Raw genomic sequence first — 18,459 nt, 5'->3', positions numbered from 1 at the left:
AAGGCGACTCAGGCGATTTTTTCTGCGGCGTCTTCCAGCCCCAGTTGTTCGCTCAACGACGTGAAAATTTCCCGGGCCCGCAGCGACAACAGGCTGAAGGAGCCTGCATCGCCGTAGCCGTGGGACGACTCGCACAAACCGTTGAGGTAAAGCGCCGGTAAGTTGCAGCCTGCGCGCGCGGACAGGCGATAATCACGTCCGATGCGAATCACGCCCTGGGCATCACAGTCCAGGCTTTCGGCCAGGTCGCGCAGAATGGAGGGGAAACGTTCGTCTTGGGCGCCGGTGCCCAGGTTGCGGAATCCGGTAGCCAGCACGACAGCGTCCAACTCAGGCAGTTGTTCGGTGGTCCCGGCCTGGGTGTCGAGTAGCGTCAGCGAGTAGCTGTGGCCGGTGGCTGTGCAAGCCTGGATGTCACTGAAACTCTTGATGGTGGTTCTGTTTTTACCCTGCAACTTGTCTTCATACATGCCTACATACAACTCCGAGATCACGTCGGCGTCGGCAGCGGAGTAGTTGGTGTAATGCAAGTGGCGGTTGATGTTCTTCTTCGCTTCGGCGGAACTGTTGTAGTACTGGTCAACAAAGGACGGGAAGTACACATGCTCGCTGAACTGGCTGGTGTCCTTGAGGCGGAAACCGTAGCCGCGCTGGATGTTGATGATCTCGAGGTGTGGGTAGCTATGGCGCAGGTGCAGCATGATCTCGATCGCACTCTGGCTGCCGCCTACTACCGCGACCCGCTTCAACTCGCGCTGTTGCGCTAGTTGCGCCAACCGCCCGAGGTACTGGGTCAAATGGAAAACCTGGTCGGCGGCGCAGTCGGTGAATGCCTGCGGGATCACGGGTGTCCGCCCGGGTGCGACGACCAGCGAGCGGGCAAAAAACTTGCTCCCGGTTTGCGTAGTCACGCAATACAGGTTGCTGACAGGGTCTGCCTGAATCGATGTCACGGCCTGGTTGTAAACCACGTCTTTGGCAAAGAAACCCGCGACCCAGCGCACGTACTCGGCGAATTCGCTGCGCAGCGGAAACTCCAAACCAAGATTGAGGTGCTCGAAAAGCCGATCATTTTCGAACAGGAAGTTGGTGAAGGTGTAGCGGCTGCGCGGGTTGCGTGGCGTCACCAGATCGCGGCTCGGATGATTCTGGATATCGCTGCCCGACAGCATCATCTGCGGTTGCCATTTCGTACTGCCCTGGCGCTCCAGGAACAGGCGTGTTCCGGCAAAGCCTAATTCTTCCAAGGCAATGGCCAAGGCGATGTTCGCGGGCCCAAAACCTATACCGATGACATCGTAGACTTGCCCGTCACGCCCTGAATCACTGGTATTAACGTTATGAACGCTCACAGCTTTATCCCCATTTATTACAAAAGTCAGACTCAGCAAAGCAGAAAAGCCCCTGAGGTCTTTCCTGCATGCGGTCAACAAAAGTTGTTTGTCGTTATCTTTAATCGATATCGGTAGTGCTGTTCTTTAAACTTCTTGTGCCGCCAGCTTCAACCATTGTTGTACCGGTGCATACGCCAGGATGTTGTCGACATATCCCTGCACTTGTGCCGGTATGGCAATGCCATAACGTCGGAAACGAAATACCACCGGAACAAACATGGCATCGACAATGCCGAAGTCGCCGCAGAGGAACTGCTTCGAACCGCTCAGCGCGCGCAGGTTGTTCCAGATATCGAACACGCGCATGACTTCTTCACGCGTCTGGGCGGTAAGCGTTTCAGGGGTATCACCGGTGTTCAGGCCGAACGACATCTGTGTGCGCAGGTGCGTGAAGCCGGAGTGCATCTCCGCCGCTGCGGCGCGCGCGAGTGCTTTGACCTGCGGGTCCTGGGGCCAGAGGTTGGCGCCAGGATAGGCGTCGGCAACGTATTCGCTGATGGCCAGGCTGTCGTTGATCACTATGCCATTGAGTAACAGTGCCGGGACTCGGCCAGAAGGCGAGTGTTCGAGGATTTGCTGGCGGGTGTCGCTCTGTTCCAGTTTCAGCTGAAGGGTTTCAAACGAAACGTCGGCTGTCACAAGAACCAGCCACGCACGAAATGACCATGACGACTTATTAAAATCCCCAATTACCAGTTTTGTAGACATCGCATCCCCTAGCTTGTTTTATGAAATAGATGCTAAATTTAGCGACCTTTTTTTCATACGTATTGCACAAAACTGGACAATGGATGGACGGGATTCGCAGTGAAAAAGCCCCTCAAAAAGATAAGGATTTTGTTCAATTCTGGCGTATACCCGAAGGCGACTGCGAGTTGCTATCTGCGCGTTATAGCACCCAATCTTTCGGCCGACATTCACATGACAGATACGCTATCGGCGTTATAAGTAGCGGTGTTGAAAAGCTATGTATGCGTCCGGGCATCCCGCCTTGCGCAACTAAACCGGTTGCCATCTATGCGGCAGCAGCTCCGCAATCTCACTCGCCCGCTGCGTCGGCAGGCGCGTGAGGACGTCCTTCAAATAAGCATACGGATCATGCCCATTGAGCCGCGCCGACTGGATCAAGCTCATGATCGCCGCAGCCCGTTTGCCGCTGCGCAGTGAACCTGCAAAGAGCCAGTTCTTGCGACCCAACGCCCATGGCCGGATCTGGTTCTCGCACCAGTTATTGTCGATGGGTACGGCCCCGTCATCGAGATAGCGCGACAGCGCCGTCCAGCGTTTCAGGCTGTAATCCAGTGCTTTGCTGATAGCCGAGCCATCGTGCACAAGTAGGCGCTGGGCGATCATCCAGGCATGCAGTGCACCCATCACCGGCACAGCTTTTTCCTGCCGTATTCGGTGGCGAAAATCCGGTTCAAGGTCGCGGATCTCACTTTCGATTTCGTAAAGTAACTGGATGTAGCGCAAGGCCTGCTCGGCGAGCTGGCTCTTGTTGGTGGCGTGTAGCTCGAAGAACTTGCGTCTTGCATGGGCCATGCAACCGATTTCGGTTACGCCGAGTTCAAAGCTGGCCTTGTAGCCACCGAAATCATCACAGACCAGCTTGCCCTTCCAGTCTTGCAGAAAGTTACGAGCATGCTCACCGGCGCGGCTGGGGCTGAAGTCGTAGACGACAGCCGCTGTTTCGCAGAGTTGGCTGGTGGCGTAGGCCCAGACATAGGAACGATGAGTTTTTTTCGAGCCCGGCATTAGCATCTGCACGGGTGTTTCATCGGCGTGAATGACCTGCTGCCCGAGCACTACATCGCGCAGCGCATCCACCAGAGGCTGTAACTGCACGCCAGTAACGCCAACCCATTGGGCCAAGGTTGAGCGTGGGATGGCCAAACCGGCTCGACCAAAAATCGACTCCTGGCGATAGAGCGGCAAATGGTCGGCGAACTTGGCGATCATCACATGGGCTAGCAGCCCGGCGGTGGGGATGCCCTTGTCGATGACCTGCGCCGGAACCGGCGCCTGGATCAGCGTTTCGCAGTCATCACAAACCCACTTGCCGCGAATGTGACGCTCCACGGTAAACACGCCGGGCGTGTAGTCCAGTTTCTCGCTGACGTCTTCACCGATACGCTTGAGGGCGCAGCCGCATGGGCAGTGAGTGTTGTCCGGTTCGTGATGGATCAGGGTGCGTGGAAACTCCGGCGGCAACGCAGCGCGCTTGGGCTTTTGCTTTGCCTCGGTTGGAGTTGGAGCTGTTTGCAAGGCCTGAAGCTCAGCCTCAATCGCCGCGATATCGGTATCGATCAAGTCATCGAGCAAGCTGGCCTGCTCCGGACTCAACTGCTCGCTACGCTTGGCAAATTTGAAGCGCTTGAGCTGCGCGATCTCGTGGCTCAACTTTTCGATCACCGTTTGACCATGATGGATCCTCTTACCCATGGTCTCGACGGTCTTGCCCATTGTTTCGACTTGTTGGTCCAGCGTCTCGACACGCTGCATCAACTGCGCTGCCAGAGCGCGCAGTTGTTCAGGGGTCAGGTGATTGAGATCAGGGAGCGAAGTCATGCCGCCGATTTTGCCAGAACAGGTCAAAACCAACGATAGGCTGATCGGACAATTGCACAGCCAGATGGGGCATGGCAGAAGTTATACGATGGAAATCGCGTTGCCTGGCCCGACCCTTTGCCAAGGCAAACCTAGCACCAGAGCATGCAGTTGCTCGGAGCCCAATTCTATCTGCGAACCGTGCCGGGAACCCGGCCAGAAGAACTTGCCCTGATGCAGCCTGCGCGCCGCCAGCCAGATGCCCAGCCCCGTGCACCAGCACTTTCATGCGATTGGCACGGCGGTTGGCAAACAGATAAGCACAGTGCGGCTGCGCCGCACCGAACACTGCTACCACCCGAGCCATCGCAGTGTCGGTGCCGGCGCGCATGTCCATGGGCTCGGTGGCGAGCCAGATGGTGTCGATGCGGATCATCGCAACAGGTCTCGCAGAAAGGTGGCGCAGGCGGCAGCACTTTCGGTCGGCCAGTTCACTTTGACGGTGCCACGCGGGTGCTGGATTTCAACGCAGATGTTCGATGATGCAGCTTGCGAATTTCCTCCGGCTAGCTGCAAGGGTAGCGGAACGAAAGCAGGTTGCAGCGCCATGGCTTTCTGCGTTTGCACTCGAATCCATTTGTGGACGAGGTTCGCGTTAAGGCTGTGGCTGAGTGCGACGCTGGCAATCGAAGCGCCGGGCTGGGCACACTCTTGAATGAGCTGGGCCTTGAAGGATTTGGAGTAGGAACGGCGTTGTGGCTGCATGGAAAGACCCGCTTAAAAGGCTAGAAATGGTGTCCACTTAAATTAGGTGGACACCATCGCCTTTGGCGTCGGGGTCAGGAAGGTGTGTTGGCCGGACGCATACAAAGCTATTTTATCGCGGCAGTTACTACATGGGTGTCGCTGGCAGTGTGGTCACCATTACCCCTGGGGAGATCCACGACGGCTTGCCAGGCCACGATGAGGGCTGGATGTATCGAATGCTCTATATCGACCCCGAGTGGGTCAATCGTGCGGTGTTTCAAGGGCGCTTTTCAGAGGATCATATTCATCTTTTTCAAACAGCTCTGAGCCAGGCCCCCGACTTCGCCCGCATCTTTTTGCATCAGCATCAACTCATTGAAAAATCCCCACCCAGCCTTGAGCGGGAAACTATCCTTCTGGATCTGGTGACAGAGCTTTTCGAGCGCAGCGGAGCGCCCATCGAACCAGTCAGTGCGGCTGAGCAGCACGCCGTGCAAAAGATCAAGAAGAAGCTCGAAGACGAGTTCGACAAACATCTGTCGCTGGAAGAGCTGGCGCAACTGGTGAACCTCGACCCTCTTTACCTGATCCGGGTGTTCAAAAAAAGCGTTGGCATCTCCCCCCACAGCTATCAAATCCAGAAAAGAATCGCCCAGGTCCAAAAACTGCTGCGCACCGGGTCCAGTCTCGCAGAAGCGTCATTCACTTGCGGCTTCTTCGATCAAAGCCACATGACCCGGGCCTTCAAAAAAGTAGTCGGCATTACACCGGGCAGTTTCCGTAACAGCAGTGCCTGAGCCTGTAAGTGCCATCTTGGATGTTGATCTTGCCGTAGTGCTCGGCCTCACGTTTTAAGCGCGTTAAGCCGGCCAAAAAATGGCCTCGCGCAGCCGCATGCCGGTGGCTCACTTGCGCAGAAGTGGGCGGGTGGAGACTGTACTGGCTGACGAAACCGGCGCCGCGAAATTCTGAGTCGGGTGAAGGCAGTGAAGCGATGACTGGGGCATGCCTGACTGTCAGTCAGGTGCACTCTTGCGTTGGCTGCAGCACCATTATCTGTATGGCCGTTGCGGGTGACTTCGGTATTTGTCACGCCGATTGTCACGAGGGGAATGCCGCAATGGCAATGATCTGAAGTGGGCATCCATCACTTAGTGAGTGACCGTGCGAGCCGCTGGACGCTAATCGCACTTTGGGAGAACCACCACGATGTGGCGTAGCCTTAAAGCTATTAGCTACCTTTTCCACTGAGCGTCTTGATCAGAGACCATGAAAGAGCGCCTTGCTCGTCTCTATATATATCGCTGTGGGCGCCACCACCGGTGTAAAAGGCGTTGTAGTTGATCAAATCGTCCGAATTGATGTACATCAGCTTTTTACCCAACGTTGGTGGCGGCGTGGTTTTTCCTGCGGCATCTGCTTTCAGGCAATTTATGAGTTTTGATGGCTCGGAGCAGTATTTTAGAAAGCTTTTTTCGCTACCTGCATAGATACCCCAGAGAGCGCTTTTGACCGCAGTATCATGCTTGGAAGAGGTCAAAGCGATGCTATTGCCTCTAGGGCATTTGTCTAGCAGCGCGCCGTGCGCGTCCCTCTCCACCAATCTATCCGTCAAGAAAGCCCCTTGATAGTTTATGAGCAAATCTACCGCTTGCTTCGAGGACCGAATACCCAAGGGATTAGCTATTACTGGTCCGTCACAAACAGCCGTGGTCGCCGCTCGCGCCCCAAAGCTATGCCCTATCACGATGACTGGCAGCTTGCGCTGTGCCTGTGCGCTGGCCTGAGGAATAGTGTTTGCTAGAAGGATTCCCAGCCAGGTGAGACCCACTTCATCGGCGTCTTTTGCCTTCGTTCCAAAGCTCGTCAGCTTATAGAGGGGATCGAGCCATGGACTGTTCCACTGGCTTGGCCATGTCACACCTATGACGAGTGGTTTGAAGGCTCCAGGGCTTTCTTCACTGGCATGCTTGATCCCTCTGATGATGGAGTTGATATTGCGAACTGCTTCCTCCTGTACGGTGTTCCATCCCATAACCACTACGACGATGTGTGTATATGAAGGAGACTTTATATCGACACTCAAGGCAGTCTGCAGTGCGCCCATTCCTTGCCAGCCGGAGCGATACGCATGTTTTGCAGCAATCTCTGAAAGGGTCTCATCACAGCCACGAACAGGTGCAGCTGCTACGGTCGGCCGGTAGTAGACATCGTACAAGGTGCAGTTTCTTTTGGTGCTCGATGGAGGCTGGTTACGAATGATGTGCGACACAAACATAATCTTGCCTTCGTGAACGGCGTCCTGCTGACTCCTGACGATTTTGTCTGCACTGTTAGGCTGCTCGAACGTCAAATCCTTCTCCGACGTTAGAATATCACCGGGGTCGCCTTTCTCTATCCCGACGATATACCCACCCCCTCGAAGCGCAATTTCATCTGGGTAATAAACTGCCGAATGATAGTGCATGGTGATCGGCCCCCCAGTCCCTAACTGCTTTTCCGCAGGCTCCAGAAGCCGAGGTGAGCCGTCGCCGAAACACCCAGCCAGCAAAACAGCATTAGCAGTCAGTAAACGCTTGATCGCCCAACTCATTCTCATAGTCATAGGTGTCGCGATCCAGTAAGAACGGGGTCGACGAGAATACTTCGCAGGCGACTGCACGGCACCGCGAAAACTTCTCTCGCCATGGAACCTGGAAACGACGACTGCGGTGCAGTGATCCGCGCAATCGAGGGGTAGAGAATGCTAGATCTTGCACATGGGTATAGATGACTATCCAAACCTTGTCGACAATGCGTAGGTTCCTCATGGCAACTCTTAGTGAGGAATGAGTAAGCGATCTTGAGCATAGGCGTGCTAGCTAGTCGTTGCTTTACGACCTATGCAAGGGGATTGCTAGGGAAACTCTGAAAAAGACTTTCTGATTTGGCAAAATACCGCGACCCCACCCACCGAGTTTCCCGATGAAGCAGATGACCTTCGCCGACGCCGAGTACGCTGGCAAGCGCAAGCAAACCCGCAAGGAGTTGTTCCTGATCGAGATGGATCGGGTGGTGCCGTGGAAGGGCTTGATTGCTTTGATCGAGCCACATTATCCGAAAGGTGAAGGTGGCCGTCCGGCCTACCCGTTGATGGCGATGCTGCGTGTGCATCTGCTGCAGAACTGGTTCGGCTACAGCGATCCAGCGATGGAGGAAGCGCTGTACGAAACCACGATCCTGCGCCAGTTTGCCGGGCTGAACCTGGAGCGCATCCCCGACGAAACCACCATTCTCAACTTCCGCCGCTTGCTGGAGAAACACGAGCTGGCGGCCGGCATCCTCGCTGTCATCAATGGCTATCTGGGCGACCGCGGCCTGTCGCTGCGCCAGGGCACCATCGTCGATGCAACGCTGATCAATGCGCCCAGTTCGACCAAGAACAAGGACGGCAAGCGCGACCCGGAAATGCACCAGACCAAGAAGGGAAACCAGTATTATTTTGGCATGAAGGCCCACATCGGCGCCGATGACGAATCGGGTCTGGTGCACAGCGTAGTGGGCACGGCGGCCAATGTGGCGGATGTCACCCAGGTGGACAAATTGCTGCATGGCGACGAAAACGTGGTCTGCGCCGATGCAGGCTACACCGGTGTCGAAAAGCGGCCCGAGCATGAAGGACGTGAAGTTATCTGGCAGGTGGCGGCACGCCGCAGCACCTACAAAAAACTCGATAAGCGCAGCGTGCTGTACAAAGCCAAGCGCAAGATTGAAAAGGCCAAGGCTCAGGTGCGCGCCAAGGTCGAGCATCCGTTCCGGGTAATCAAGCGCCAGTTCGGTTACACCAAGGTGCGCTTTCGCGGCTTGGCCAAAAACACGGCGCAACTGGTGACACTGTTCGCTCTGTCGAACCTGTGGATGGCGCGCCGACATTTACTGACGAATGCAGGAGAGGTGCGCCTGTAATGCGGGAAATGGCCACCGGAGTGGGGTCCGGGTGGCGAAAACGTAAGAAATACTCGTCGAATTGATTGTTTTTTGATCATTTGGCGAGTTTAAAAGTTGCGCTAGGTGGTATGCCGGGGAAATACATGGCTACTTCAGACCATCCCTAGCCCTCTGATAGTGCTTATACTCACCCCCGCAGTTCGGTATGAGCAGTTGGCAATCGGGAGTCCTATTGACTTTGACAACGATTCTGGCGGTAGCGGTTGGCGTTCTGCCTTTCGCTCAATTGGTGCTCTTAGTCGGGATCTTGCTTATTTTCATGGCGTTCGCAGCCGCGCTTTTTCGCTGGCCTTCTGCATACTGCTTGGTGGTTTCTTATGCGCTATGCGACCAAGTCTGCGGGTGTGTCTCCCTAAGTCCAGTGGACCCTAGCCGCGCCTATGCTATAGTCAAACACTATTTTACTTTTGACTTGTTCTGGCGTCTGATTTATGCAGTTTTCCAAATATCACGCTGCGGGTAATGATTACTTAGTTTATACAGCATCAGCCCCCTTCTGCTTTACCGAGCAGGAAATATCTAGAATTTGTGACCGCCACCATGGATTGGGCAGTGATGGAATATTGGTTCCGTTGATCAATTCCGGTGAGATGCTATCGGTAGACATCTACAACACTGATGGTTCGCAGGCAGAAAAAAGTGGAAATGGCTTGCGAATATTTTGTCGCTATTTGTGGGATCAAGACATTGTTGAGAGCTCACACTTTAAGGTCTCCACAAAGGGAGGCGTGGTTAGCTGTCAAGTACTGGATGTAGGCAAGCGTATATCGATTGCCATGGGTACGGCCCGCTTTATAGAAACTACCGAGTCGACCTGTCTCATCGATGGAACAGAGCTTCTATTGAATCCCGTGTCCATGGGCAATCCTCATTGCGTGATATTTGTTGCGCAACCGACGGAGATATTGGCTAGAAATCTGGGGCCAATCATTGAGAATCTCTCTATTTTCCCCGATCGTACCAATGTCCAGTTTGTAAGAGTTATCGACAGAAAAAATCTCGAGGTACAGATCTGGGAACGAGGCGTAGGCTATACACTGTCTTCAGGCACCAGCAGTTGTGCGGCGGCGGCTGTTTCTCGAAAACTTGGTTTGGTCGATGCTCAGGTCGCCGTGCGAATGCCCGGAGGTGTGATTAATATCGAACTTGATAATGACTACCACGTTCTGATGCAAGGTCCAGTGTGCAAAGTCGGAGAATACTCACTGGACGCTGAATGCCTTGTCCAAGAAGATTTTTAGGGTCACTAGTGATACCGAGGGCACGACAGCACAGAGTGCAAACTCAAACCATTATTTAATATAACGTCAAACCCTCCATTCACTCCATGGTCGCCACTACAGCGCCCCTAATATCGAACTTAGCATTCAGACTCGATATTCTTGAGGTATAAAGTTCTTTACTATTTCTTCGCATGCCCAGCCCATCATATTAGTGCCTAGTGCAAATCATAGCGATAGACTTGCAGAACAGCAGTCATAAATCTAAGGCGGAGCCACAGGCAAATCGGATCAATTTGGCTGTCATTAGCTCCCCCCAAACGGGTCCAGAACGCGCCGCTCACTAGATGCCGCACGTTTCCTACATGATTCCAAGAAACGTCTGACTGGATCGCCATAACGTTTAAGTCGATTATCTGGACTGGTTCGCTGTCGTAGACAGCACCTGCCTGGGTGACATGGATCTTGAAGGTCACCACGCTATCCGCGTTGATCAGCTGTAGTTCGCAAAGCATTCGGTAGCTCGGACAGTCGTCGACATTCTCGCCGACCGAATGCACCAACCCTCACTGTGACGGGAGCCTGCCGTCAGGTGGGGTCTCTACGTCACTTGCCAATCGCAGGAGACATGATGAAAATATCGCTTGCCTTATATGACGCGCTGACATCCATCAGTGTGCCAAATAACAAAGCTAAAGCTGTTGTAGATGCATGGGAGGACGATGTGAAAGATTTCGCTTCAATATCCGACTTAGAGCGTACCGAGTCGCACCTTCAGGGTTCGATCACTGCATTACGTACTGACCTCACCGCCTTGATTAAGGAGCAAGGCGCGGATTTGCGAACACTGGTCGAACGCCAAGCCAGTCAATTTCAAAGCTCAGTGTCAAAACTAGAATCAAACATAACGGTGCTTCGTTGGCAATTCTGGCTCCTGGTTCTCTGTTTTGGCTTCCCCATTTTAAAGAGCCTTTACGAGGTTTACGGGAAAGTCGTCACTTCTTGATCCATCGCGACACCCTCAGCCATCAGTAACCAACCGGTGGCCTATTAGCTTTAAGACGCCGGCCTTGTCCGTGTCCTGATTTGTAGCTATTCAGCCATGCGGGGAACACTCGCCGTATGGGCGACGTGTCTCTCCGTTTTGGGCTTTTTTCGGAGAGACACATGAAACTCGAAAAGCTCACCTCGCTGCAAACTCAACGGTTAAAACTGCCCGTCGTCTTCACAGAGTGCGCTGGGTATGAAGCTGTCTACCTAGAGCAACCTGCGAGCTTCGGCGACTTGGGCAGCCGCTTAGGCGACACCCTCGAAGATGCCTATACATGCCTCTTCCCCCCGGTATCGGCAAGGATCAAATTGAAATCCTGAGCGAACGCCGGTATCAAATTCTTGAGGCGAAAGCGTCCATCAGCAGCATGAAGCAACAAACGTCCAAGCTGATTTAACGGATCATTGGAATGGATCAGTGAGAGATTAGGGATGCAGGTCTTGGAAATGACCTGTAAGCGTTTGGATTGCTGGGTCAAATCCCAAGCAAAAAAAAGCCTGCATCTCTGCAGGCTTTTCTCTATCTGGCTCCACGACCTGGACTCGAACCAGGGACCCAATGATTAACAGTCATTTGCTCTACCAACTGAGCTATCGCGGAATGCGCCGTATGTTACTGATTAAAAAGAAGAAGTCAAGCATCCTCTGACACTTTCCGTAAATCGCCCCCCTGCTCGCTTGAATACGACGGTTCCTTGGCCAGCTCCAACCAGGCTCGCGCTGCCGGTGGCAGATGAGCGCTGGCGCGCCAGGCCAGGGCGATGTGCCAATCGGTGTGGGGTTCGTCCAGAGGGATCAAGGCGATGCCGGGGTGTTGGTGTTTGTACGCCAGCATCCGCGGCAGGAAGGCGACGCCCAGCCCGGCTGTGACCAGATCGACAATGAAGTCTATTTGCCCACTGCGAGCGGTAACTTTGGGGGTCACGCCTTTGCGTTCACAGGCGCTGAGGATCTTGGCGTTGAGGGCAAAGCCGGCTTCGAACAGGATGAACGGCGAGTCGGCCAGGTCGGTGAAGTCGATGCGCTCGCGCCGGGCCAGTGGGTGGCCCATGGGCAACACGGCGATCAATGGCTCGTTGCGCACCGGTTGGTAGTCAAAACCTTCATCAACCGGTAGCAGCAAGGCGGCGAGGTCCACCTCCCCCGCTTCCAGGCATTCGCGCAGCCTTTTACTGCCGTATTCGGTCAGTTCGATGTCGATGCCCGGGTAGCGGCTGCGATAAGTGGCAAACATGGCCGCGAACAGCACGCCGCACCCTACCGGCGGCAGGCCGATGCGCAGCACGCCGCGCTTGAGGCCGCGCAGGTCGTTGATTTCAGCCATCAGGTCGGTGCGTTCGGCGAGCATTACCAAGGCGCGGCGGTAGGCAATTTCGCCGGCGGCGGTGAGTTCGTTCTTGTGGCCGAGACGATTGAGCAGTGGCATGCCCAACTCGTCCTCAAGGGTCTTGACCGCTTTGCTGACGGTGGACTGGGTCAGGGCAACCACTTCGGCTGCCTGGGAGAACCCGCCCTGGCGCACCACTTCGACAAACGCACGCAAGGTTCGCAGGTTCATCAGTATTCCTTTGGCGACTGGATAGCAGTGATAAAAGTTGTTTTCATCATGGCATAACTTTGCTTAGGGTGTAGCACTTTGCCCTGTGGAGACACCGTCGATGATCATCTCGTCCGCTTCCGACTACCGCGCTGCGGCCAAGCGCAAGTTGCCGCGCTTTCTGTTCGATTACATCGACGGCGGCGCCTACGCCGAGCACACGCTGCGCGCCAACAGTTCGGACCTGGCCGAGATCAGCCTGCGCCAACGCATCCTGCGCAATGTCGACGACCTGAGCCTTACCACCCAGCTGTTCGGCACCGAACTGGCGATGCCGGTGATCCTCAGCCCGGTCGGCCTGACCGGCATGTACGCGCGCCGCGGTGAAGTGCAAGCGGCCAAGGCGGCGGCCAACAAACACATCCCCTTTTGCCTGTCGACGGTGTCGGTGTGTTCGATTGAGGAAGTGGCGTCGCAGAGCCCGCAGTCGATCTGGTTCCAGCTGTATGTGCTCAAGGATTGCGGCTTCATGCGCAACGCCCTGGAGCGGGCGCAGGCGGCCGGCGTGACCACCCTGGTGTTCACCGTCGACATGCCGACACCGGGCGCACGCTACCGCGACGCCCACTCGGGCATGTCCGGCCCCTATGCGGCGCAGCGGCGCATGTTGCAGGCGGTGACCAAGCCGCAATGGGCCTTCGATGTGGGCTTGATGGGCCGCCCTCACGACCTGGGCAATATCTCCAAATACCTGGGCAAACCCACCCACCTGGAAGACTACATTGGTTGGCTGGCCAACAACTTCGACCCGTCGATCAGCTGGAAAGACCTGGAGTGGATCCGCGATTTCTGGAAAGGCCCGATGATCATCAAGGGCATCCTCGACCCGCAGGATGCCAAGGACGCGGTGAGTTTCGGTGCCGACGGCATCGTGGTCTCCAACCATGGCGGCCGCCAGCTCGACGGGGTGCTCTCCACGGCCAAGGCGTTGCCGCCGATTGCCGAAGCGGTGGGCGATGACCTGACCGTGCTGGTGGATTCGGGCATTCGCTCCGGGCTCGACGTGGTGCGCATGCTCGCCCTGGGTGCCAAGGCGTGCCTGCTGGGGCGCGCCACCGCTTATGCGCTGGCCGCCGAGGGCCAGCATGGGGTGGAGAACCTTTTGGACATCTTTGCCAAGGAAATGCGCGTGGCCATGACCCTGACCGGGGTCACCTCCATCGCGCAAATCGACCGTACCACCCTGGTCTAGTGGTGATGGGTGCGGTGTACTTTGTTCACGAATAACCGAAGCGTTGTTTATTTGCGACAAGCAACTCGCCCCACCGAAACAGTTACGTTAACCGGGCCGGCAGCAACGCTGGCCCAAATCAGCCAAATAACTGGCGCCATGCTTTAACGGACTTTTCTTACTTAAAAATTAGTTAATTGATTTATAAAGAATTTTTCCAACTAAATACACTTGGCATGAATCTCGCTCTAGTACTGTTCAAGCAGGTTCGGCGATGACAAGACGTGCGGCAGTGCCCCGGGGTTATAACCCAACGAAAAGCGGTTTAAACTGTTTCCGATGTTTTACGGAACTGACGGATCAGTAAGACGCTTGGCACTCGCCACTCTCATCCCGCCTGTAAGACAGCCCAGTGCTTAGAGGCCACCCGCTTATGAAAACCCCCACCCAGACCAACGCAATTGACTTTGACAGTGCCAAATTGCAACGCCTGGGATTTGGCCAGCCATCCTTACGCCCACGCCGCCCCGCCACCCTCGCCGAACTTCGCCAGCAACTGAACCAGCAGTTGCAAACCAGCCTGGAGCCGGAGCGCATCCTGGGCCTGTTCTTTCGTGAGGTTCAGCGCCTGGTGCCGCTGGACGCCTTGCAATACCGTCACGCCGCCAGCGACCTGCGCCTGGAGTTTGGCCACCGGGGTCATCACTCCGTCAGCTACACCCTGAGCCATGAAGGCGAACACCTGGGGGAACTGGTCTTTCGTCGCAACCAGCGGTTGCTTGAAGAGGAACTGAGCCAGCTTGAACTGCTGCTGGTGACCTTGCTTTATCCGATGCGCAACGCCCTGCTCTACCGCGCCGCCACCCGCAGCGCCCTGCGTGACCCGTTGACCGAAACCGGCAACCGTGTGGCCATGGACCAGACGCTGCAGCGAGAAATCGACATGGCACGCCGGCACCTGCACCCGCTGTCGTTGTTGATGCTGGACATCGACCACTTCAAGAAAATCAACGACACCCATGGGCATGCCGCGGGCGACAACGTCCTGCGCGCCGTAGCCGGGGCGATCAAACGCCAGTTGCGTAACGTGGACATGGTGTTCCGGTTTGGCGGGGAAGAGTTTTTGATCCTGCTGTCCAACACCGGTCGCGATGCTGCGAGGATGGTGGGAGAGCGCCTGCGCCAGGCGGCACAAGCCCAGGACTACTGGGTGGAGGGCACGCGAATCGAACTGACCGTGAGCCTCGGTTGCTCGACGTTGCTGGCGGCAGAATCGGCTGAAAGCCTGCTGCGTCGGGCCGACAATGCGTTATATGTGGCCAAGCGCGAAGGTCGTAACCGCCTGGCTATGGCGGGGTAAGGTCAGTTGTGGAGAGGGAGCTTGCTCCCTCTCCACTGTTACCACTACGCCTCGCTGGCGATGCGCACAGGACGCTCGCGCACGGCTGGCGCCTTGTCTTTCTCCGCATTCTCTAGACGCATGCAGCTTTCCAGGAACAAGTGCATGTAGTCGTAGCTCTTGCACACCGCCTGGCGCAACTCTTCCTGCAAGGCCTTGCTCGGGTTGGTCCCGGCCAGGGTGCAGATGATTTCCAGGGCTTCCCAAGGGTGGGCATCGTCGTACTGGGCATGCATCTTCAGCCACTTCATCGCCCGCTTGCGATCTTCCTCCGGGAAAGCGGCAGCATACACACCGGTAGAGCAGACCACGGCGGACCACTCCCCCGTCGCCCCCTCGATCGCGTAGTTGGTGGCGGCAATCGCGACGATCAACGCATCCGCCGAGCTGGTGTGCCAGCACCAATGGCTCAGGGCGTGCAACTCGGGCGGCACCTCCTGCGCTTGCAGCTCTTCAAGGCTGACGCCGTGAGCCCGTGCCCAATTGACCCAGTAGTCGGCATGGTTGAGCTCCACACGAATGTTGCGCATCAGCCAACGGCGCGCCATGTCCTCCCCAGGATGACGGGCAAACTTGGTCTTGGTCAGGTTCTGCGCCATGTACAAGGCAAACTGTTCCACCACCGGCCAACCACCAATGAGGTAGTGACGCAGGGTCTTGGCGCTGAGGGCGTTGTCACGCATGCGCTGATACAGTTCGTGCTCGACAACCCGGCGCTTGCTCTCGCTACAGTCCTGGATCAGCTGTTGCGCCCAGGCAGGGTAACTCGAGGCTTCCATAAGCGGGCCGGTTCTGTTGAAGGTGTCGATCACTGTGGGGCTCCTTTTCAAGTGTGATTGTACAGACCAGCAAATGTTTCAGCGGAAAGTGCCGGGCGCCTTGAATAACAGTGGCTGCGGCCGCTCAGGGCGGCACTGCAGGCTATCAAAGGTAAACAATTGCGGGCGTTCAATCAGGTAGCCCTGAGCGTAATCCACACCTATCTCAAGTAAAGCCTGTTCGATCTGCGGTGTTTCAACAAACTCGGCAATTGTGCGCTTACCCATGACGTGGCCGATGTGGTTGATCACTTCGACCATGGCGCGGTTAATCGGGTCGTCCAGCATATCCTTTACGAAACTTCCATCGATCTTCAGGAAGTCTACAGGTAAATGTTTCAAATATGCGAATGAGGACATTCCGGCGCAAAAGTCATCGAGGGAAAAATGGCAGCCTAACGCTTTGAGTTCATTAATAAATCGAATCGCGCTGCCCAAATTGGCGATAGCGCTGGTTTCAGTTATTTCAAAACAAATCATTTCCGGTGGAATGTTGTAAGTATCGAATTTCTGACGTAAAAATCCTAAAAAGTCATCGTCGCCAATAGTTATTCCTGACAGATTAATCGCACACATGGCCATGGGTCGGCCCGGACGCTCATGCATGCAGCGGGCGATAATCTTGAATACGTTTTCCACTACCCAACGGTCCAGGGACGTCATCAAGCCGTAACGCTCGGCCGCCGGAATAAAACTGTTGGGCAAAATGATCCGCCCCGCTTCGTCATGCAGGCGCAAGAGAATTTCAATGTGCCCATTGCCGGCGTCGGTAGTGCCCAACGGCGCAATTTCCTGGGCGTAGAGGCAAAAGCGGTCTTCCTCAAGAGCAATATGCAGCCGCTGTACCCAGGCCATCTCGCCAAACCGCAGAGACAATTCCGAGTCATCGACGTGGTAGACCTGCACGCGGTTGCGCCCTTTTTCCTTGGCCATGTAGCACGCCATGTCGGCGGCGCGCAGGGAGGTTTCCAGGGTGGTCGGGGTTTGCGAGATATGCACCAGGCCGATGCTGACAGTGGTCATGAAGGGCCGGCCCTTCCACACGAAGTGCAAGCTCTGCACGGTATGGCGCAGGCTCTCGGCGATTTTTTCCGCCACCGGCGCCGGGCAGTTTTCCAGCAGGATGCCAAACTCGTCGCCGCCCAACCGAGCCAGGGTATCGCCCTCGCGCAGGTCCGACTGCAGCAGCGCGCAGATGTGGCGCAGCAATTCATCGCCCGTCGCGTGGCCACAGGTGTCATTGACCAACTTGAATTGGTCGAGGTCGAGGAACATCAAGGCATGGCGCCCACTTTGCTGGCGCGCTACCTGTTGCAGCACCTGTTCAAGCCGGAACTCGAACTCGCGACGGTTGGCCAGGCCGGTCAAGGCGTCGTGGGTGGCCTGCCAGGAAAGGTTGGCGATGTACTGGCGTTCCTGGGTCATGTCGTGCAGCACCAGCACCGCACCGCTGATCTTGCCGGCGCTGCGGATCGGCGCGCCCACCAGGGTCACCGAGACGGTGCTGCCGTCCAGGCGCTGGATCAGCTTGGAATGCTCGCTGCCGCCGCTGAACTGGCCCTTGACGATGTGTTCAATCAGGGTGAAGCCGTCGGGCTCGGCGTTTTCATCCAACAGCTTGAACAGCGCCGCCAGCGGTAGGCCCTGGGCCTGCTCCGAGCGCCAGTGGGTCAAAGCTTCGGCTGCAGGGTTCATGTAAGCAATGGCCCCGTCGACATCGGTGGTAATCACCCCGTCGCCAATCGACTCCAACGTGATCTGCGCCCGCTCCTTCTCCGCTTGCAGCGCATCGGCAAAGGCATGACGCTGGGCCAGCAACTTGTGGGTGCGCAGCAACGCCAACACGATCAGGCCCAGGGCGGTCGCCAGGTTGGTGATCAACAACAGGCGCAGGATCATCCGCGAACCTTCGCCCAGGGCATCGCTGAACGCCTTGGCGGCGGGCGTCACTCCTTCATTGATGGCCGTGATACGCGCCTTCCAACTATGGACATCGTCATCGCTGACGTAGCCGGAGGTAATGGCGCCGTGCATCTCCTGGGCCAGCTCATCCAACTGCACCAGGTAGCCGTCGCCCACCGTCCACAGCTCAATGGCTTTTTCCAGGTAGCTGAAATGACGGAAGTTGAGGTACAGCCAGATCAGGCTGGAAACGTCGTCCGGATGGTTGCCGCCCTTGAGAATACCCAGGCGCGCGGCCTCCATGTCGGGATTGGGACGGTCCAGGGCAATGCGCAATTCATGCCCACCCTGGGGCACGGCAATGGCCTGCTGGTATTTGAGGTAGGTGGCGTCGTTGCGGTTATCGGCGTAGAGGGTCAGGTAGTAAATGGCATCTTTCTGGCCCTTGGACCATAGGCTTTCGCCCGCCACATAGCCCCGCACTGCCGACAGCACGTAGAGACTGACGCAGCCTAACAATGCCTGGAACAACACGACGGCGATAAAGGGCCAGACAATACCCAACAGGCGTGGCGTTCCGAGAGTCCGCTTTTGCTTCATGAAGTCCCTTGCACATGCACAGCTTGA

The 18,459-nt window shown here is 56.2% G+C and carries 14 protein-coding genes, 1 tRNA gene and 5 pseudogenes; 8 read left to right on the top strand and 12 right to left on the bottom strand.

Annotated elements, in window-relative coordinates; translation table 11 throughout:
* Nucleotides 1–8: 8 nt before the first annotated feature.
* Nucleotides 9–1,352 carry a SidA/IucD/PvdA family monooxygenase gene (locus PSH76_RS07775; RefSeq protein WP_034136062.1) on the bottom strand — a complete coding sequence of 448 codons (1,344 nt, stop codon included), beginning with the start codon at nucleotides 1,350–1,352 and terminating at the stop codon, nucleotides 9–11.
* A gap of 126 nt (nucleotides 1,353–1,478) precedes the next feature.
* Entirely contained in the window at nucleotides 1,479–2,102 is a 624-nt protein-coding gene (locus PSH76_RS07770) for a glutathione S-transferase family protein (protein ID WP_138762972.1), read from the bottom strand.
* A gap of 83 nt (nucleotides 2,103–2,185) precedes the next feature.
* Here PSH76_RS07770 and PSH76_RS07765 point away from each other — a divergent pair.
* Nucleotides 2,186–2,371 (top strand): annotated as a pseudogene (locus tag PSH76_RS07765) (AraC family ligand binding domain-containing protein); the annotation flags it as partial.
* A gap of 22 nt (nucleotides 2,372–2,393) precedes the next feature.
* On the opposite strand, the gene PSH76_RS07760 reads toward PSH76_RS07765, so the two are convergent.
* From PSH76_RS07760 to PSH76_RS07750, 3 genes and pseudogenes are all read right to left on the bottom strand, one after another.
* The gene (locus PSH76_RS07760; protein WP_038441719.1) at nucleotides 2,394–3,962 is read right to left on the bottom strand and encodes an IS66 family transposase; all 1,569 of its coding nucleotides are present in this window, start codon (nucleotides 3,960–3,962) and stop codon (nucleotides 2,394–2,396) included.
* 81 nt (nucleotides 3,963–4,043) lie between these two features.
* Nucleotides 4,044–4,308 (bottom strand): annotated as a pseudogene (gene tnpB, locus PSH76_RS07755) (IS66 family insertion sequence element accessory protein TnpB).
* Between the two features lie 65 nt (nucleotides 4,309–4,373).
* A complete protein-coding gene (locus tag PSH76_RS07750) occupies nucleotides 4,374–4,706 on the bottom strand; it encodes a transposase (RefSeq protein ID WP_038441717.1) in 333 nt (110 codons plus the stop codon).
* Between the two features lie 104 nt (nucleotides 4,707–4,810).
* Here PSH76_RS07750 and PSH76_RS07745 point away from each other — a divergent pair.
* Nucleotides 4,811–5,485: pseudogene (locus PSH76_RS07745) on the top strand (helix-turn-helix domain-containing protein); the annotation flags it as partial.
* Nucleotides 5,486–5,492: 7 nt separating this feature from the next.
* Here the strand turns inward: PSH76_RS07745 and PSH76_RS07740 are convergent.
* Nucleotides 5,493–5,593: pseudogene (locus PSH76_RS07740) on the bottom strand (integrase); the annotation flags it as partial.
* Between the two features lie 326 nt (nucleotides 5,594–5,919).
* On the bottom strand, nucleotides 5,920–7,281 hold the full coding sequence (locus tag PSH76_RS07735) for an alpha/beta hydrolase (RefSeq protein WP_305493834.1): 1,362 nt from the start codon (nucleotides 7,279–7,281) through the stop codon (nucleotides 5,920–5,922).
* Nucleotides 7,282–7,652: 371 nt separating this feature from the next.
* Between PSH76_RS07735 and PSH76_RS07730 the strand changes: the two genes are divergently transcribed.
* The 4 genes from PSH76_RS07730 to PSH76_RS07715 all read left to right on the top strand — a co-directional run bounded on the left by PSH76_RS07730 (nucleotide 7,653) and on the right by PSH76_RS07715 (nucleotide 11,266).
* Nucleotides 7,653–8,633: an IS5-like element IS1384 family transposase gene (locus tag PSH76_RS07730; protein ID WP_010466230.1), complete on the top strand. Its 981-nt coding sequence runs from the start codon at nucleotides 7,653–7,655 to the stop codon at nucleotides 8,631–8,633.
* A 473-nt stretch (nucleotides 8,634–9,106) separates the two neighbouring features.
* On the top strand, nucleotides 9,107–9,916 hold the full coding sequence (gene dapF, locus PSH76_RS07725; protein WP_305493833.1) for a diaminopimelate epimerase: 810 nt from the start codon (nucleotides 9,107–9,109) through the stop codon (nucleotides 9,914–9,916).
* A gap of 610 nt (nucleotides 9,917–10,526) precedes the next feature.
* Nucleotides 10,527–10,901, top strand: coding sequence for a hypothetical protein (locus tag PSH76_RS07720; protein ID WP_044274447.1), 375 nt, complete (start codon nucleotides 10,527–10,529; stop codon nucleotides 10,899–10,901).
* A gap of 161 nt (nucleotides 10,902–11,062) precedes the next feature.
* Nucleotides 11,063–11,266: a hypothetical protein gene (locus PSH76_RS07715; protein WP_305494511.1), complete on the top strand. Its 204-nt coding sequence runs from the start codon at nucleotides 11,063–11,065 to the stop codon at nucleotides 11,264–11,266.
* On the opposite strand, the pseudogene PSH76_RS07710 reads toward PSH76_RS07715, so the two are convergent.
* The 3 genes and pseudogenes from PSH76_RS07710 to PSH76_RS07700 all read right to left on the bottom strand — a co-directional run.
* A pseudogene (locus tag PSH76_RS07710) lies at nucleotides 11,218–11,400 on the bottom strand (ParA family protein); the annotation flags it as partial. The gene PSH76_RS07715 and the pseudogene PSH76_RS07710 sit on opposite strands and share 49 nt — an antisense overlap.
* Nucleotides 11,401–11,470: 70 nt before the next feature.
* Nucleotides 11,471–11,546, bottom strand: a tRNA-Asn gene (locus tag PSH76_RS07705).
* Between the two features lie 33 nt (nucleotides 11,547–11,579).
* Nucleotides 11,580–12,503, bottom strand: a complete 924-nt coding sequence (locus tag PSH76_RS07700) for a LysR family transcriptional regulator (protein WP_305493832.1) — start codon at nucleotides 12,501–12,503, stop codon at nucleotides 11,580–11,582.
* Between the two features lie 100 nt (nucleotides 12,504–12,603).
* Here PSH76_RS07700 and lldD point away from each other — a divergent pair, with 100 nt between their 5' ends.
* Nucleotides 12,604–13,734, top strand: a complete 1,131-nt coding sequence (lldD, locus tag PSH76_RS07695) for an FMN-dependent L-lactate dehydrogenase LldD (protein ID WP_305493831.1) — start codon at nucleotides 12,604–12,606, stop codon at nucleotides 13,732–13,734.
* 412 nt (nucleotides 13,735–14,146) lie between these two features.
* Complete coding sequence (locus PSH76_RS07690; RefSeq protein ID WP_032896050.1) at nucleotides 14,147–15,073, top strand: GGDEF domain-containing protein; 927 nt, start codon at nucleotides 14,147–14,149, stop codon at nucleotides 15,071–15,073.
* Between the two features lie 44 nt (nucleotides 15,074–15,117).
* Here the strand turns inward: PSH76_RS07690 and PSH76_RS07685 are convergent, their stop codons facing one another.
* Nucleotides 15,118–15,891 (bottom strand): TenA family transcriptional regulator, encoded by a 774-nt coding sequence (locus tag PSH76_RS07685; RefSeq protein WP_178110423.1) that lies wholly within the window; start codon nucleotides 15,889–15,891, stop codon nucleotides 15,118–15,120.
* Between the two features lie 78 nt (nucleotides 15,892–15,969).
* Nucleotides 15,970–18,432 (bottom strand): EAL domain-containing protein, encoded by a 2,463-nt coding sequence (locus tag PSH76_RS07680; RefSeq protein WP_305493830.1) that lies wholly within the window; start codon nucleotides 18,430–18,432, stop codon nucleotides 15,970–15,972.
* Nucleotides 18,433–18,459 lie beyond the last annotated feature (27 nt).

The organism is Pseudomonas sp. FP215, assembly GCF_030687795.1.
Taxonomy (GTDB): domain Bacteria; phylum Pseudomonadota; class Gammaproteobacteria; order Pseudomonadales; family Pseudomonadaceae; genus Aquipseudomonas; species Aquipseudomonas salmasensis.
The sequence above is the reverse complement of the archived record's forward strand: the minus strand, read 5'-3'. Positions and strand labels throughout refer to the sequence as shown.